The organism is Vreelandella sp. GE22, from assembly GCF_968212445.1.
The window spans coordinates 1,441,099-1,456,304 of record NZ_OZ309110.1 but is presented as its reverse complement, the minus strand read 5'-3'; the positions used below and the strand labels follow the sequence as shown (position 1 = coordinate 1,456,304).

The 15,206-nt window shown below is 60.6% G+C and carries 14 protein-coding genes; 10 read left to right on the top strand and 4 right to left on the bottom strand.

The window, feature by feature from the left end; genetic code table 11:
* The first annotated feature begins 44 nt into the window (after nucleotides 1–44).
* From ACWHRL_RS06910 to pepQ, 7 genes are all read left to right on the top strand, one after another.
* A complete protein-coding gene (locus tag ACWHRL_RS06910; protein ID WP_447895782.1) occupies nucleotides 45–1,616 on the top strand; it encodes an ABC transporter substrate-binding protein in 1,572 nt (523 codons plus the stop codon).
* A 161-nt stretch (nucleotides 1,617–1,777) separates the two neighbouring features.
* Nucleotides 1,778–2,827, top strand: coding sequence for an ABC transporter permease (locus tag ACWHRL_RS06905; protein ID WP_447528497.1), 1,050 nt, complete (start codon nucleotides 1,778–1,780; stop codon nucleotides 2,825–2,827).
* Nucleotides 2,824–3,759 (top strand): ABC transporter permease, encoded by a 936-nt coding sequence (locus ACWHRL_RS06900; RefSeq protein ID WP_447528496.1) that lies wholly within the window; start codon nucleotides 2,824–2,826, stop codon nucleotides 3,757–3,759. Before ACWHRL_RS06905 ends, ACWHRL_RS06900 begins: the two co-directional genes overlap by 4 nt.
* A gap of 6 nt (nucleotides 3,760–3,765) precedes the next feature.
* On the top strand, nucleotides 3,766–4,782 hold the full coding sequence (locus tag ACWHRL_RS06895) for an ABC transporter ATP-binding protein (protein ID WP_447895781.1): 1,017 nt from the start codon (nucleotides 3,766–3,768) through the stop codon (nucleotides 4,780–4,782).
* Nucleotides 4,779–5,861 (top strand): ABC transporter ATP-binding protein, encoded by a 1,083-nt coding sequence (locus tag ACWHRL_RS06890; protein ID WP_447895780.1) that lies wholly within the window; start codon nucleotides 4,779–4,781, stop codon nucleotides 5,859–5,861. The genes ACWHRL_RS06895 and ACWHRL_RS06890 overlap by 4 nt, the downstream gene beginning before the upstream one ends.
* A gap of 49 nt (nucleotides 5,862–5,910) precedes the next feature.
* Nucleotides 5,911–6,822: a LysR family transcriptional regulator gene (locus tag ACWHRL_RS06885; protein WP_447528493.1), complete on the top strand. Its 912-nt coding sequence runs from the start codon at nucleotides 5,911–5,913 to the stop codon at nucleotides 6,820–6,822.
* A 10-nt stretch (nucleotides 6,823–6,832) separates the two neighbouring features.
* Nucleotides 6,833–8,131 carry a Xaa-Pro dipeptidase gene (gene pepQ, locus ACWHRL_RS06880; protein ID WP_447895779.1) on the top strand — a complete coding sequence of 433 codons (1,299 nt, stop codon included), beginning with the start codon at nucleotides 6,833–6,835 and terminating at the stop codon, nucleotides 8,129–8,131.
* A 72-nt stretch (nucleotides 8,132–8,203) separates the two neighbouring features.
* Here pepQ and ACWHRL_RS06875 read toward each other — a convergent pair whose 3' ends face one another.
* Both ACWHRL_RS06875 and ACWHRL_RS06870 read right to left on the bottom strand, forming a co-directional pair.
* A complete protein-coding gene (locus ACWHRL_RS06875) occupies nucleotides 8,204–9,025 on the bottom strand; it encodes a TatD family hydrolase (RefSeq protein ID WP_447895778.1) in 822 nt (273 codons plus the stop codon).
* Nucleotides 9,026–9,135: 110 nt separating this feature from the next.
* Entirely contained in the window at nucleotides 9,136–9,750 is a 615-nt protein-coding gene (locus ACWHRL_RS06870) for an OmpW/AlkL family protein (RefSeq protein ID WP_447528490.1), read from the bottom strand.
* A 572-nt stretch (nucleotides 9,751–10,322) separates the two neighbouring features.
* On the opposite strand from ACWHRL_RS06870, the gene ACWHRL_RS06865 reads away from it, so the two are divergent.
* Nucleotides 10,323–11,177, top strand: coding sequence for an AAA family ATPase (locus tag ACWHRL_RS06865; RefSeq protein ID WP_447895777.1), 855 nt, complete (start codon nucleotides 10,323–10,325; stop codon nucleotides 11,175–11,177).
* A 3-nt stretch (nucleotides 11,178–11,180) separates the two neighbouring features.
* The gene (locus tag ACWHRL_RS06860) at nucleotides 11,181–12,359 is read left to right on the top strand and encodes a vWA domain-containing protein (RefSeq protein WP_447895776.1); all 1,179 of its coding nucleotides are present in this window, start codon (nucleotides 11,181–11,183) and stop codon (nucleotides 12,357–12,359) included.
* Between the two features lie 32 nt (nucleotides 12,360–12,391).
* Here ACWHRL_RS06860 and ACWHRL_RS06855 read toward each other — a convergent pair whose 3' ends face one another.
* Nucleotides 12,392–12,952: a hypothetical protein gene (locus tag ACWHRL_RS06855; protein ID WP_447895775.1), complete on the bottom strand. Its 561-nt coding sequence runs from the start codon at nucleotides 12,950–12,952 to the stop codon at nucleotides 12,392–12,394.
* A 177-nt stretch (nucleotides 12,953–13,129) separates the two neighbouring features.
* Here ACWHRL_RS06855 and ACWHRL_RS06850 point away from each other — a divergent pair, with 177 nt between their 5' ends.
* A complete protein-coding gene (locus ACWHRL_RS06850; protein WP_447895774.1) occupies nucleotides 13,130–13,567 on the top strand; it encodes a RidA family protein in 438 nt (145 codons plus the stop codon).
* A 22-nt stretch (nucleotides 13,568–13,589) separates the two neighbouring features.
* Here ACWHRL_RS06850 and ACWHRL_RS06845 read toward each other — a convergent pair whose 3' ends face one another.
* Nucleotides 13,590–15,062, bottom strand: a complete 1,473-nt coding sequence (locus tag ACWHRL_RS06845; protein ID WP_447895773.1) for a cobyric acid synthase — start codon at nucleotides 15,060–15,062, stop codon at nucleotides 13,590–13,592.
* Nucleotides 15,063–15,206 lie beyond the last annotated feature (144 nt).

The window sequence follows — 15,206 nt, the reverse complement described above, 5'->3', positions numbered from 1 at the left end:
GCCAACAAAGTTGAACAATAACTAATGTCTAACGGGAACAATACATGAAGCTTAAAAAAACGATCCTCGCGTCCGTTATCGGCGCGGCTTTGGCGGGCACTGCCCTACTTCCCCTAACCGCAAGCGCTGAAACGCTGCGTATCGGCTACGCCGCGGACCCGGAAACCCTGGATATCCACGAACAGCTCTCCGGCGGCATGCTGCGCTTTTCTCACCTCGTTTTCGACCCGCTGGTACGCTGGACCAAGGATTTCGAGTTCGAGCCGCGCCTGGCAACCGAATGGGAACAGGTCGACGAAACCCACCTGCGCATGACGCTGCGTGAAGGCGTGACCTTCCACTCCGGTAACGAATTCACCGCCAAGGACGTGGTGTGGACCATCGAGCGTCTGCAGCAGAGCCCGGACTACCGCGCAATCTTCGAGCCGATCGCAAGCGTCGAGGCCGTGGACGACTATACCGTCGAGATCACCACCACCGAGCCTTATCCGTTGATGCTCAACCTCGCCACCTACGTCTTCCCGATGGATAGCCAGTTTTATACCGGTGATACCGACGGTGGCGACGATAAATCCGAGATCGTCAAAGCGGGCAACTCCTTTGCCTCGCGCAACGTTTCCGGTACCGGCCCCTTCGAGGTCACCAGCCGCCGCCAAGGCGTACGGGTCGACTTCGCGCGTTTCGATAACTACTGGGACACCGAAAGCGAGGGTAACGTCAGTGAAATCGTGTTGACGCCGATTTCCGAAAACGCTTCTCGCGTCGCCGCGCTGCTGTCCGGCGGGGTCGACTTCATCGACGCCGTGCCGCCCAACGACCTGGACCGCGTACGTGACGCCCAAGGGGTTGACCTCATCGAGGTGCCCGGCACGCGTATCATCGGTTTTCAGCTCAACGAAGAGCGTGTCGAAGCCTTCCAGGACGTCCGCGTTCGCCAGGCCGTCGACCTGGCCATCAACCAGGAAGGTATCGCTGATCGCTTGATGCGCGGCTTCGCCACCCCGGCCGGCCAGCTCTCCGCGGAAGGCTACGTTGGCTACAACCCGGATCTGGTACCGCGCTACGATATCGAACGGGCCCAGGAGCTGATGAACGAAGCGGGCTTCGAAGACGGCTTCACCGTCGAAATGATCGCGCCCAATAACCGCTACGTGAACGATGCCCAGATCGCTCAGGCGGTCGCCAACATGCTGTCGCAAATCAATATCAACGTGAACCTGCGCACCATGCCACTGGCCCAGTACTGGCCGGAGTACGACGAGCGCACCTCCGATATCGCAATGGTCGGATGGCACTCCGATACCGAAGATACCGCCAACCTCTTCCAATACCTCACTTTCTGCCCGGATGAAGAGACCGGTGCCGGTCAATACAACTACGGCAGCTACTGCAACGAAGAGATCGACGCGCTGGTTACCGAAGCGGATAGCGAAACCGATCTGGAAAAACGCGCCGAGATGCTCCAGGAAGCCGAAGCCATGCTTTACGAAGACGTCGGCTACATCACGCTTCACTGGCAGAACCTGGCCTACGCCGCCGCCGAGGGTATCGACATCGAGCCGGTCGTGAACGCGATCGACTTCCCGTACCTGGGTGACCTGGTGATCGACCGCTAATACTTGCGCGTTTCGTAGCCGCTAGTTCCCAGCACTACACCGCAGGCAAGGATGCTTCGCTCTCTCGACCGAGAGGGCGAAGCATTTTACGTGGCTGCCCGCTGCGGCTGCGAATCACCCTTTTGCTCCCCTGACCAACGATTACATAGGTGGCGTACGCCATGATTGCTTTTTTAATCAAGCGGCTGATGCACGCGGTATTGGTGATGTTTGTCATCAGTGTATTGGCCTTCGCCATCCAGGATAACCTGGGTGACCCGGTACAACAGCTGGTGGGCCAGTCCGTTCCAGAAAGCGAGCGCGAGGCGCTGCGCGAGCGGATGGGGCTCAACGACCCCTTCCTGGTGCAATACGCGCGGTTTGCCACCAACGCCGTGCAGGGCGATTTCGGCCAATCCTACTTCTATCGTGAACCCGCGCTCGAGGTCATTGCCCGCCACCTGCCCGCCACCCTCGAGCTGGTATTTGCGGCAACGCTCATCATCGTGGTGTTCTCGGTTCCCATTGGGGTATACAGCGCCATCAAGCCGCGCTCGCCGGTCTCGCGCTTTTTTATGGGCGCCTCGATCATCGGCATCTCGGTCCCGGTATTTTTGACCGCGATCGTGTTGATCCAGATATTTTCGATCGGCGTGACCGTCACCCTCTTCCCCCAGGGCACTGGCTGGGGGGCATGGCTCAACGGCCTGCTTTCCACCTCGGGCAACATGCCCTCCTTCGGGCGTGGCTACGATCTGGTCCATGTCGCCGGCCACTGGGACACCAACTTACTCACCTGGAGCGGTATCCAGCATCTGGTGCTGCCCGCGATCTCGCTGGCCTCCATTATGCTGCCCCTGTTCGTCCGCCTGATTCGCGCGGAAATGATGGAAGTATTGCAGTCGGAGTATGTGAAGTACGCCCGCGCCAAGGGTATTTCCATGCGGCGCATCTACTTCGTTCACGCGCTGAAAAACACCATGCTGCCGGTCATCACCGTGGGCGGCGTGCAGATCGGCACCATGGTGGCCTACACCATTCTGACCGAGACCGTTTTCCAATGGCCCGGTATGGGACTGATGTTCCTGGAAGCGATCAACCGTGCCGACATTCCGCTGATCGTCAGCTACTTGATGATCGTCGGCGTCATATTCGTGGTGACGAACACGATCGTGGATTTGATCTACGGCTTCGTTAACCCCACCGTAAAACTGACAGGTAAGCCCGCATGACCACCACGACCGCCCCAAGCCGCTGGGAGCGCCTACGCGACTCCTATCTGTGGTACAGCTTCAAGCGTGACCGCACCGCTCAACTGTGCCTGTTCATTTTTATCTGTTTGGTGGTCGCGGCCTTTTCGGCGCCGCTTTTGGCCCCAACCGACCCCTACGATCTACGCCAGATCAACATTCTCGACTCCGAGCTTCCGCCCTTCTGGATAGACGGTGCCGACGAGCGCTACAGCCTGGGCACCGACGCCCAGGGGCGCGATCTATGGTCGATCATTCTCTACGGTACCCGCGTCTCGCTTTTGATCGGCTTTGGCGCCGTGCTGCTACAGGCGCTGATCGGCGTCACCTTCGGCCTGATGGCCGGCTACCTGGGCGGGCGCGTCGATGCGATTCTGATGCGCCTGGCCGATATCCAGCTTTCCTTTTCCACCCTGATGGTCGCGATCGTGGTGGGCGCGGTGGTCAAGGCCACCATGGGCAGCGCTTTTTACAGCCAGTACGCGGTGCTCATGCTGATTCTGATCATTGGACTGGCCGAGTGGCCTCAGTACGCGCGTACCGTGCGCGCCTCGGTGCTGGCCGAGCGAAGCAAAGAGTACGTCGACGCCGCCCGGGTCATGGGGCTTCGCAGCAAACGCATCATGTTTCGCCACGTGCTGCCCAATACGCTGTCGCCGATTTTCGTCATCTCCACCGTACAGATCGCCAACGCGATCATTTCCGAGGCCGCGCTTTCGTTTCTGGGCCTTGGGATGCCGGAAACCCACCCATCGCTTGGCTCGCTGATCAAGGCCGGGTTCGACTATATTCAGTCGGGCTCCTGGTGGATTACGCTGATCCCCGGTGCGGTACTGGTCGTGCTGGTGCTCTCTATCAATTTGCTGGGTGATTGGCTTCGCGATGTCATGAACCCCCGACTCTACAAGGGGTGATACACCATGGCACTACTTGAAGTCACAAAGCTCGACGTTCGTTTTGCGCTGCGCCAGGGCGAAGTGCACGCCCTGCGCGACATCAACTTCACCCTGGACCGCGGCGAACGCTTAGGGATCGTCGGCGAGTCCGGCGCCGGTAAGTCGGTGGCCGCGTTTTCGCTTTTGAACCTCATCTCCAAACCCGGCTTCATCGCCGGCGGCAGCGTCGCGTTCGAGGGTCAAACGCTTAACAAGATGTCCGAGCGCGGCTTGCGCAAGGTGCGCGGCAACCGTATCTCGATGATTTTCCAGGACCCGATGATGACGCTCAACCCGGTGCTTTCCATCGGCGAGCAGATGGTCGAGTGTTTGAAGGCGCACCGGCGTATTTCCAGCAAGGCCGCCCGCGCCATTGCCCTGGACAAGCTCCAGCAAGTGCAGATTCCCTCGCCGGAGAAGCGCCTGGACCAGTACCCGCACGAGCTTTCTGGCGGTATGCGCCAGCGCATCATCATCGCCATCGCCCTGCTGCTCGACCCAGACATCATCATCGCCGACGAGCCCACCACCGCCCTCGATGTCACCATCCAGGCGGAAATCATGGCGCTATTGCTGGATCTATGCGAGCAGCACAACGTCGGTTTGATACTGATCACCCACGATCTGGGGGTGGTCAGCCAGGTCACCCAGCGGATGCTGGTCATGTACGCCGGCCGGGTCATCGAACAGGGCCCGACCCGGGAGATCATCAACGACCCGCAGCACCCGTACACCCAAGGCCTGATCAACGCCCTGCCGCAAATGGCCACGCCCGGCGAGAAGCTCAACCAAATCCCCGGCAGCATGCCGTCGCTTTCCAATCTGCCCAGCGGCTGCGCGTTTCATCCGCGCTGCGACTTCCGGGTCCGCCCAAATGGCGAACCCCGGACGGCGTGTACCGAACAGGTGCCAGGCTTTGTCGATACTGGCAACTGCCGCGTCGCCTGCCACATGGTGGCCGAAATGCTCGAAGACCGCCGCGCGAAGGAGGAAACCCCATGAGTGCCGAGGCCAACGTGATCCCGGCTCGCGAGCTCGAGACATCCAGCACCCCTGGCGTCAACGAGCCAAGCCCCGAATCGCTTTTACAAATTCGCGACCTGAAAAAACGCTTCTCGCTGTCCGGCGATTTTCTCGATCAGCTGCGCTTCAAAAAGGGCCGGCTGGTCCGCCATCAGGAGTACGTTCACGCCATCAACGGTGTGAACCTGGATATCAAGCGCGGCGAAGCGCTTTGCGTGGTCGGCGAGTCCGGCTGTGGTAAATCCACCGTGGCGCGCACCGTCATGGGACTTTTGAGCCCTTCCGAGGGGGAAATCCATTTCGACGGTCAGCGTATCGACGACTTGAGTTCGCGCCAACTGCTGCCGTATCGCAAGCGCATGCAGATGATCTTCCAAAACCCCTACGCGTCGCTCAACCCGCGGATGACCATCCAGCAAACCCTGGAAGAGCCGCTGCGCTTTCACCATCCAGAGTGGGGCCGTGACGCGGTGGCCGACAAGGTACAGTCGGTGATGCAGTCGGTGGGCATCGACCCGGACTGGGGCAAGCGCTTTGGCCACGAATTCTCCGGCGGTCAGCGCCAGCGTATCGCCATTGCCCGCGCCCTGGCGGTGGACCCGGAGTTCATCGTCGCCGACGAGCCGATCTCGGCGCTGGACGTCTCCATTCAAGCCCAGGTACTGAATCTTTTGATGGAGGCCCAGCACGAACGCAACCTGACGTATCTGTTCATCACCCACGATCTGGCCGTGGTCGAGCACTTCGGTACCCGAGTCGCGGTCATGTACCTGGGGACGGTGTGCGAAATAGCCACCACCGGTACGCTTTTCGATAAGCCCCGCCACCCCTATACTCAGGCGCTGCTATCGGCGATCCCGCGCTTGCAGGATGACCGGCCCCAGCACATTCGCCTTTCCGGCGAGGTGCCGACCCCGGTGAACTTGCCCAGCGGCTGCGTGTTCCACGGCCGCTGCCCCTATGCCAACGCGCGTTGTAAGCAGGAGATTCCCGTACTACGAACCCAGGACGACGGCACGCGGGTGGCCTGCCACGGCGTTGAAGAAGGCCGATTATGATGTCGAGCCACCGGATTAGCGCCGCTCCTTCATCATCACGGAGTAAGGCATGGAAATTCGCTGGCTAGAAGATTTTATCGCCCTGGCCAGAACCCGGCACTTCTCCCGCGCGGCGGACGAGCAGCACGTGACCCAGCCCACCTTTTCACGGCGAATCAAGCTACTCGAAGAGGAAATGGGCGCAACGCTGATCAACCGCCAAACCCTGCCGCTGTCACTCACACCGGCCGGGGAGGAGTTTTTGACCCTCTGCGAGCAAATCACCGACCGAGTGCGCCTGACCCGCGACCGGGTTCAGGAAATCAGCGCCGGTCAGCAGCGGCGGATCATGGTGGCCACCCCCCAAAGCCTGCTGCCCCAGTTTCTGCCCCGATGGCTTTCCGACATTGGCTGGCAGGACCGCATTCAGCCCTACCTAAGGGCGACGGGTTGGGTGGCTGGCGACTACTTTCAGGCGCTGGCCCGGGCCGAGTGCGATCTGGCGATCTGCTACTGGCCCACCGGGCGCTGCGATCTGGATATCGACACCAGCGGCTGCATCTACCGGGTGATCGGCAAGGAGCGGCTGATTCCGGTGACCGCGCTGAACCCGGCGGGCGAGCCCGCCGCCCAACTGCCCGGCACCTCCGCCAAGCCCGTACGCTGGCTGGCCTACCCCAAACGCGGGCTTTTGGGCGCGGCAGTGAAGGCGCACCTGGCGCGGCTCTCCCAGAGCAGCTACTTGACCGCCCAGAGCGAAAACCTGTTTGCCGCGAATATCAAAGAACTGGTGCTGCTGGGTTACGGCATGGCCTGGCTACCCGAGCGCAACGTCGCCACCGAACTTGAAAGCGGCACACTGATGCGCGCCGGCAGCACCCAGTGGGATGTAACGATGGAGCTTCGCCTGTATCGTCATCAGAAAAAGCACCACGCCGAGCTCGAAAGGCTCTGGAGCGAGCTGCCCTCGCTACGCGTTTAAAAGGATCGTTATGTCTGACACACTCTTGTTACTGCAAAAAGCACACCTGGCGCATCTCGAGCGCACTTACGCCGACCTGTTACAACGCACTGACTTCGATAGCGTCGCGATTTACAGCGGCCACGCCGATAATTTCTTCGCCGACGATCACGCCCCCGCCTTCCAGGCCTACGGCCATTTCATGCACTGGGTGGGGCTAAGCGATGCCCAGCACAGCTGGGTGGTGATCGAGCCGGGTAAAAAGCCCAAACTGCTTCTTTTTGCTCCGAGCGACTTCTGGCACCTGCCCGCCGCGCTTCCCGAAGAGCCCTGGGTCGAGGCGTTCGACATCACGCTTTGCCGCGAGCGCCCCACCCCCACGCTCTCCAAAAATGCCGCGTTGATCGGTGACATCGAGCGCCTGGACAAGGGCCAACGCCAGGCGCTTGAAGGCCAGGTGATGCCCGAGGCGCTGGTTCACGCGCTGGACGAAAACCGCCTTTATAAAACCGACTACGAACTTGCCTGCCTACGCGAGGCCAACCGGCTGGCTCTGGCCGGCCACCAGGCCGCCAAGACCGCGTTTATCGGCGCCAGCAGCGAACTCGACATTCAGTTGGCGTATCTCGGCGCAAGCCGTCAGCGCGAATCCGCGGTGCCCTATCAAAACATCATCGGCCTCAACGACCACGCCGGTGTGCTCCACTACCAGCACTACGATTTAGCGCCGCCCCAACTGCGCCATAGCCTGCTGGTGGATGCCGGGCATCGCTTCCGGGGTTACTGTGCGGATATCACCCGCACCCACGTCGGCCCGGATGCCCCGGAAACCTTCGGCGCGCTGGTGGTCGCCATGCACGGCCTAAAAAACGAACTGGTCAAAAGCATTGGGCCGGGGGTCGAATACCTGGCGCTGCACGAAAAGATGCACAAACGCCTGGCGGATATTCTGGTGAGTTTCGATCTTTACAAGGACACCGCTGAAAGCGCCGTGCGCCTGGGAGTGACGCGCGCTTTCTGCCCCCACGGCTTGGGCCACTCGCTCGGCCTGCAGGTGCACGATGTCGGCGGGCTCAAAGCCGCCGACGGCACCCCGATGCCCGCCCCGAAGGAGCACCCGGCACTACGCCTGACGCGCACGCTCAAACCCGGCATGGTCGTGACCATCGAACCCGGGCTCTACTTCATCCCCATGCTGCTGGACCCGCTCAAGGCGCAGGACGTTGCCATCAATTGGCCCTTGGTGGCGTCACTGCTGCACTGCGGCGGGATTCGTATCGAGGATAACGTAGCGGTCACCGAATCGGGCTTCGAGAACCTGACGCTTTAAAGCGTTGCGCCTTTAAGCGGCGCTTTTAAACACCGGCCCGCTGCTCCGGCGGCCGCGCAAAGGCGCCGGCGCTCAGATACGAAACAGACGGCGGCTATTGTCGCGAATGGTATCCGCAATGTCTGAAGGCGACTCGTCGCGAATCTCACAAAGGCTCTGCCAAATGTGGCGAATACGCTCGGGGCGGTTGGGCTCGCCCTGGAACCCTTGCACGGGCATATCCGGCGAGTCCGTTTCCAGCAAAAGCGAAGAGAGCGGCAGGCGAGACAGGGTGCGGCGGGTTTTGGTGGCGCGCTCGTAGGTCATGGTACCGCCCACTCCAATAAAGTACCCCGCCTCGATAAAGGCTCGCGCCTGCTGCTCGCTGCCGGCAAAGCCGTGCACCACGCCGGCCCTGGGAAGCTCGAGGCGCCTTAAATGCATCGCCAGTTTGTCGTGGGTGCGCCGTGAGTGAAGTATCACGGGCAAATCGAACTGGCGGGCCAGGCGCAGTTGGGCCGTCAGCACCGCCTCCTGTTTTTCGAACTGGGGGTCGTCGATAAAAAGATCCAGGCCGATTTCCCCGATCGCCACCAGCTTGTCGGGCTTTTGTTGAAGCCACGCCTCGAGCTGCTCGAGATCGCCCTCTTCCACCTCCTTTACCGCCATGGGGTGAATGCCGAGCGCGGCATACACCGGCTCAAAACGCTCGGCCAGCGCCATGACGCCGTCAAAGCGCTGCGCCGAGACGCCTACCGCAATGATCTTTTCCACCCCGGCGTCTCGTGCCAACGCCAGGCTCTGGGTTTCGTTCCCGAAAAACGGCGGAAAATCGAAGTGACAGTGGGTATCAACGAAGTGGGTATCAACTGAGGGGGTATCAGCTAAGTGGGTATCAACAGACTGTGCGGGCATCTCGGCACTCCTTTAACCGTGACCGGCGTCGTTGCAAACCGGACATACACAAAAACGCCCGGCGTTTGCCGAGCGTCATGGTGCTTATCTAGCGTTGTCCACCCGAAGGCTTAGAAGCGGTAGGTAACGCCGCCACCAACGGTAACGGGGTTCATATCGACTTCGCCAACGGTCTCGCCGCCGACACGAATGTCGGAGTCTACATCGGAGTAGCTTACGTAACCGTTGAGCATGACGTTGTCGGTGACGGCCAGATCGACACCGGCTTGGCCGATGGCGCCGTAGCTGTGCTTGACGCTAACGTCGCTGGGCTCGCCAGAGAAACGCGTGTAGTTAAGACCCGCGCCTACATAGGGCTGTACGGGAGAGTCAAAACCACCCAGCGGGTAGTAGTTGACCAACAGGTTGACCGGCAGACGATCGATCGAGCCGATATTACCCGCCGAGCCAGTGTTCAAAGTGTGCTCGAATTTTTCGGAGCTGTTGAGCTCGAGGCCGACGTTAGGCGTGAACAGGTAGCCCGCACCGAAGGTGAAGCCGTTTTCACTTTGCACGTTCAGGGAATCACCGGCCACGTTACCGTTACTGGAGCCGGTATCCGTCTGGGCGAAACCACCGCGAACGAAGATGTCGCCCGCCTCGTTCTGGCTTGCAAAAGCTGCTTGGCTCGCCATCAAGACGCTGGCGGAAATCACGGCGGCAGAAATCGTTTTAACGCTGTTCATAAGAGTCATCCTTCATCTTTTGCCAGGGATTGGCGCCGGTTCGACCGGCTTACTTATACAATATATACCAATCGAACACTGTTTCCAAATAAAACGTAGAACATATTTATAATATTTTTACATGACGACTGCTTTTTTTAAGCACAAAAAAAAGGCCCCCCGAAAGGGGCCCAGGTGGAGCACGCCAGCTCACTCAGTGTGCCGCCCGGCTCGGGCGGCGTAGCAGTAAAGGGAGAGTCGTATACGCGGTGACTCTGTTCAGCTGCTTCTTGGCTAATATATTGCGAGGTACGTGCCAATATTAATAAAACATATAAAAATCATGCATTTATGAAAACAATCCTGATAAAACTTGCAGCCAGCCGCCTTAGCGCGCCCTGCACTGCACCAACAGCGCGCAAAAAAAGCGCTTCTCGCTTCATTAAGCAGCACTAAAGTCGTAGCCAAGCGCTACTTTCTGCTTAATTTACAAAGCATTGCTGCTTTCCGGGCGGCTAACCCGTGGTAGCCGCTCCGTGGCTGACGTAAACTGCCCTCAACGCATTTGAACGAACTTTCTTAAAGGAGCCTCCATGGCGTTCGATTCAACCTCCTCATACATCGCCACCGACGCACTCAAGCAGGCGGTCAACGCCGCGGTCATGCTAGAACGCCCGCTTCTAATCAAGGGTGAACCGGGCACGGGTAAAACGCTACTGGCCGAAGAGCTGGCCCGCTCGCTCTCCACCGAGCTGATCACCTGGCATATCAAATCCAGCACCAAGGCCGCCCAGGGGCTTTACGAATATGACGCGGTCAGCCGCCTGCGCGACTCTCAGTTGGGCGTCGAGGGCGTGGAAAACGTGGCCAACTATATTCGCCCGGGCAAGCTTTGGGAGGCGTTTAGCGCCGACGAGCGCGTGGTGCTTTTGATCGACGAGATCGACAAAGCGGATATCGAATTCCCCAACGACCTGCTCCAGGAGCTGGATCGCATGGAGTTCCACGTTTACGAGACCGGCGAGACCATTCGCGCTGAGCACCGCCCTATCATCATCATTACCTCGAACAATGAAAAGGAGCTGCCGGACGCCTTTCTACGCCGCTGCTTTTTCCACTATATCGATTTTCCTGACCGCGCCACGCTCCAGGCCATCGTCGATGTGCACTTCCCCGATATCGCCCCCAGGCTCGTGTCCGAGGCGCTCAACGTCTTTTTCGAGCTGCGCGATGCGCCGGGGCTCAAGAAAAAGCCCTCGACCTCGGAGCTGGTCGACTGGCTGAAACTTTTAATGAGCGACGAGCTCTCCCAGGAAGCGCTTTATAACCGCGATCCGGCCAAGGCGCTGCCACCAATGGCCGGGGCGCTGGTTAAAAACGAGCAGGACACCCATCTTCTCGAGCGGCTGGCCTTCATGCTCCGCCGCCAAAAAGGCACGGGGCGCTAAGCTATGTTCATCGGCCTGTTCGAAACGTTAAAGCGCGCCGGTGTGCCGGTGTCGCTTCGCGAGCTTTTGGATCTACACGCGGTGGCCGAGCGCGGCGTAGTGTTCGCCGACATCGACGCCTTTTACCACACCGCGCGCACGGTCATGGTCAAGGACGAGCGCTACTTCGACCGCTTCGATCGCGCCTTCGCCGCCTGGTTCGAGGGTCTTGAGAGTGTGGACGCCGGTATCGAGGCGCTGATACCCGACGAGTGGCTGCGCCGCGAGTTCGAGCGTCAGCTAAGCGATGAAGAGAAAGCCAAAATCGAGTCGCTGGGCGGGCTCGAGGCGCTGATCGAAACCTTCAAAAAGCGCCTCGAGGAGCAAAAAGAGCGCCACGCCGGTGGCAACAAGTGGATCGGTACCGGCGGCACCAGCCCGTTTGGCGCCAACGGCTACAACCCCGAGGGTATCCGCATCGGCCAGGATGGCTCACGCCATCGTCGCGCCACCAAGGTGTGGGACGAGCGCCGCTTTCGCGACTACGACGACAGCCTGGCGCTTGGCACCCGTAACATCAAAATGGCGCTGCGGCGGCTGCGCAAGTTCGCCCGTCAGGGGGCGCGCTCGGAGTTCGACATTACCGGGACTATTCGCGAAACCGCCCGGGATGCGGGGCTGCTCAACGTGCAGATGCGACCAGAGCGACACAATAGCGTTAAAGTACTGCTGTTTTTGGACGTGGGCGGTTCGATGGATGACCACATTCGCGTTTGCGAAGAGCTCTTTTCGGCGGCGCGTTCGGAGTTCAAGCAGCTGGAGTATTACTACTTTCACAACTGCGTGTACGAAGGCGTGTGGAAGGACAATGCCCGCCGGGCAAGCGAGCGCCTGCCCACCGAAGAGCTTTTACGCACCTATGGGGCGGACTACCAGGTGGTCGTAGTGGGCGATGCGGCCATGTCGCCTTATGAGATCATCCACCCCGGCGGCAGCGTCGAGCATTTCAACGAAGAGCCAGGCGGGGTGTGGCTCGAGCGTTTGACCGCGCATTTCCCAAAGCTGGTTTGGCTAAACCCTGCGCCGCCGCGCGCCTGGGAGTACACCTACTCCACCCGGCTGGTTCAGGAAATCACCGAGGGGCGCATGTATCCAACGACCGTCGAAGGGCTGGAGCAGGCCATGCGCGAACTGGCACGCTAACCTGGCTAGTCGCCATCAATGGGTAGACGGCGTCAAAGCGTTTTGGGCACGTTCTCGAGCCCTTCCAGAAAGGCCTGCTTGGCACGTTCAAAGGCCTTGGGGTCGTGCTTGAAGCGGCGCAGAATGAGCGCATGATCCAGCGTCAAGGTCGGCGATACCGCCTCGAGACTTTCGGCCGGATGGCGGGCATTAAGGCCAATTTGCTCGCCGTTTTCCCCCTCGAACCAGCGCTTGATGCCACACCCTTGGTAAAAAGGCACCTGGCCCGGGTCATCGGCGACTACCTTGAGCGGCACATTCAAGCTCAACTCGCTGATCAGTCGCGCCTTCGCGCCTTCCGCCTGCTCCCAGGCAAGGCTTAGCGTCATGCCCTCGCCTTTCTCATCCAATACCAAAAGCGCCAGCGCCAATAGCTCGCCATCAGCGCCGACACCGCCCACCAGCCGCGCCGCTTCCTGCTCGAACAGCACGTTCTGGGTGCCGGTAAATACCACCAGCGGCGTCAGCCCCGCACTTTGCCCATACACCTTGGCGCACAACGTTGCCAGGCACGCGCTGCGCACGTTAGGGTCTTTAATCTGAACGACCTTCATTAAGCTCTCTCGTTGCACCTGTTTTAAAGGGCCCGCGGGCATCAAAGCCCGCAAGCCTAGAGCATTAAGACGTGGGGTGCCAGCGGGTTAAGCGGATTGAACCCTAATGTGCCAGGCTGGTCCCATGACGTGATACATGAAACGTCAAAGATTCATCCAGGCCGCCAAGGAGAGCCCATGCCACAGTTCATTAACGACCCGACCCTGCCCAAGCCCGATTTCCCCGGTAGCCACATGGTCGTCGACGACCACTACGTGTTCATTTCCGGCTTAACCATCGCCGACATCGCCGAGGAAGAACCGGTGCTGGGGGATGTGAGCAAGGAGACCCACCGCGTCATGCGCGAGCTAGAGCGGATGCTGCGCCAGGAAGAGCTCGACTGGGGTGACGTGGTACGCGTGGATATCCATCTCACGGATCTGGGCGAGATTCAGAAAATGAACAGCGTTTACGCCGAATTTTTCGAAGCCGGCCGCTACCCGGCGCGCACCTGCACGGAGGCCAGCCGCCTCTGCGGCGGAAGCAACGTCGAAATCACCCTGATGGCGAGCCGTCAGCGCCCCGCAAGCGACGCTGCGCCGACCCAGCCCGACGCGGACACCGGCACCGAGTAACACCTCTTGGTCAGAAACGTCCTCAGTCACTGCCCGTGGCTGGGGGCCTGACGCCGAGTAGCGCGGTGATGCGCTCGATCTCCAAATGAGCTTCTAAAGTGTCCGCCAGGCGCTCCAGTTCGCGCTCGCGGTGGGCTCGGTAATCGACGACGACCGGTTCACTGAGCCCCAGGCGCTCGAGCAGCGCCCGGCAGGTGTCACCACTATCGAACACGCCGTGCAGGTAGGTCCCGAGCACCTGGCCATCGTCGCTTACCGCGCCGTCCCGGTGGGTTCCCAAATCGAACATCGGCTGGTCGAGTGCCGCACCGCTGCTGACCCCGTTGTGGATCTCGTACCCCGTCACACTTGCCCCTTCCGCCATCATGACACCTGCTACATTGCGAAGCTGCTTGCCCTTGACCATGCGCGTGGTGAGTTCGAGCAGGCCAAGCCCCTTTGCTCGCCCCGCTTCGCCCTCCAGCCCCTCCGGGTCCTCGACCCACTGGCCGAGCATTTGAAAGCCGCCGCAGATACCCAGCACTCGTCCGCCGTAGCGCAAATGACGCGTAATCGCCTGCACCCAACCGTGGCGTTTAAGCCAGGCCAGATCACTTAGCGTGCTTTTACTGCCGGGCAGGAGAATGACGTCCGCGGGTGGGATCGGCTGGCCTTCGCCAACAAACGTAAGCGAGACCTGGGGGTGCAGGCGCAGGGCGTCGAAATCGGTATGGTTACTGATACGTGGCAGGCGCGGCACCACGATATTGAGCGTTTGGGCGTGTTTCTCGGCGTTGACCTTCCCGATGCTGTCCTCGGCGTCCAGCAGCAGCCCGGGCACGAACGGCAGCGTCCCCAATACTGGCTTGGCCGTGCGCGCCTCGAGCCACGCAAGCCCGGGGTTCAAAAGCGCGATATCGCCGCGAAAACGGTTGACGATGAACCCCTGGGTGCGGGCGCGTTCGCTCTCGCTCAAAAGCTCGAGGGTGCCCACCAGTTGAGCGAAGACCCCGCCGCGGTCGATGTCCCCCACCAGCAGCACCGGGCAATCGGCGGCTTCGGCAAAGCCCATGTTGGCAATATCGCCTTGACGCAGGTTGATCTCTGCCGGGCTACCCGCGCCTTCGGCAATGATGATATCGAAGCGGGCCCTCAAATCCTGCCAGGCGGCCATCACGCTCTGCATGGCCACCTGCTTGAAGGCGTGGTAATCCAGCGCCTGCATATGGCCGTGAACCTGGCCACGCAGAATCACCTGGGCGCCGCGCTCGCTCTCGGGCTTTAAAAGTACCGGGTTCATGTCGCTATGGGGCGCCACCCCCGCGGCCTGGGCCTGAAGCGCCGTGGAGCGGCCAATCTCGCCACCGTCGACCGTGACCGCGCTATTGAGCGCCATGTTTTGGGGTTTGAACGGCGCCACGGAAAACCCGCGGCGCTTCAGCACACGGCAAAGCCCGGCCACAACGGTGCTTTTACCCGCATCCGAGGTGGTCCCTTGAATCATCAACGTGGCCATCGCGGCGCCTCAAACAAAAAGGCGAACTCTAGCGCCGGACGCCAGGCGGCGCAACGCCCAAAACCGGCAAAGCCATCAAAGCGCAAGATCGAAGGACAAGGGCCGCTTTTTCCGCTAGGGTTGCCAGCCTTTCACGACAAACGA